Genomic DNA, 734 nt, shown 5'->3' on the forward strand with positions numbered 1-734 from the left:
GCAGAACCAGATACCGGAGACCTCTTCAGTTATCGACCACCGCCACGCCGCGACTTCGTACGGATCCCTCGACTTACCAAACACGCCTTAGTAGTGCTGGCTCTCTAGCGATCTTCGGTCGCTGGGCCAGCCGGCACGCGGACTGCAGGGCCGGCGCCGCCAGCCCGTCCCTGATCGGGCAAGGTGCCCGCATCGCGACTTCGCCGATCACAGCGCAGACGGCCAGTGTCTGGACGTGCCATGGGACACCGCCAGTGTCTTCTGCGCGGTGGCCATCCTCAGTTCATCTGTGCGAACCATCCGCGCAAGGCCGACTGGCCCACACCGATCAGGTGCGGCTGGGTCGCGCCCGGTACGCGGCGAGGCAGCCGTAACGACAGCGCGAACACCGCTGCGGCACGCTCGCGAAACAGGCACGGCCCCGGGATGCCGCACTCCAAGCACCGGCCGTCCGCGCTGGACACCGTGTGCCGTGCCAGCAACTCCTGCGCGTGGTCTACCTGCTCGCCACCGTGATACATCGTCACGATTCCATGCCTTTCGAGTGGTGGGGCGCGCAGTGCCCAACGGCTCAGGCCAGAACCAGCCCGCGGACCTCGCGCGCCCCACCTGTCACCCACCGCCGCGCCGATCGCACCGTCACGCGGTAGCGGGGAGTGAGCTTCCCCCGGTTTCCCGGGCACCTGATCTGAGGCGACACTGGTCGCCGAGGGAGGAGTTCGGATGCCCGCACC

General features: G+C 68.0%; 1 protein-coding gene. It reads right to left on the reverse strand.

The genetic code is table 11. The annotated features are described in order from the left end of the window. Positions 1-278: 278 nt before the first annotated feature. Positions 279-521 (reverse strand): hypothetical protein, encoded by a 243-nt coding sequence (locus ACVCAH_RS37995; RefSeq protein WP_447141032.1) that lies wholly within the window; start codon positions 519-521, stop codon positions 279-281. Positions 522-734 lie beyond the last annotated feature (213 nt).

This window comes from Micromonospora sp. LZ34, from assembly GCF_052981855.1.

Coding starts and splice junctions, on each gene's coding strand:
- ACVCAH_RS37995 (WP_447141032.1), bottom strand. CDS start 521: ATGTATCACGGTGGCGAGCAGGTAGACCACGCGCAGGAGTTGCTGGCA.